The sequence below is a fragment of the Lysinibacillus zambalensis genome (assembly GCF_040183165.1).
Classification (GTDB): Bacteria; Bacillota; Bacilli; order Bacillales_A; family Planococcaceae; genus Lysinibacillus; species Lysinibacillus zambalensis.
Genome location: NZ_JBEGDG010000123.1, coordinates 1 through 314, shown reverse-complemented (window position 1 = coordinate 314; position 314 = coordinate 1). Strand labels below are relative to the sequence as shown.

At 32.5% G+C, this 314-nt stretch carries 1 pseudogene; it reads left to right on the top strand.

The window, feature by feature from the left end:
* Positions 1 to 155: 155 nt before the first annotated feature.
* A pseudogene (locus ABNX05_RS26535) lies at positions 156 to 314 on the top strand (IS5/IS1182 family transposase); the annotation flags it as partial.

Here is a 314-nt window from a genome sequence, read left to right as displayed (position 1 = left end):
AAAAACTTAAAAAATAAATGTGTTTGTTACAATTTCAATGTCGTTTTATCCAGTTTTCAAAGAACAAGTTTTGAAGTAATTCATTCAGAAGAATGAACCTTCAAAACTGAACGCAAAACGTAATCTTACAAACCCTAGGTTTGTATTCCGAAAATAAATCGAACCAACTATACAACGAGCTGCTTGAAAAAGAGATACTACCTGAAATTGAACGAGAAAGCGAAGATGAATTAAAGCTAGAAGAGCTAGCTCAAATGGTCGAAAAAGTAGATGAAGTGATTTCTGAATATGATCGAAAAATTGAGGACTCATCG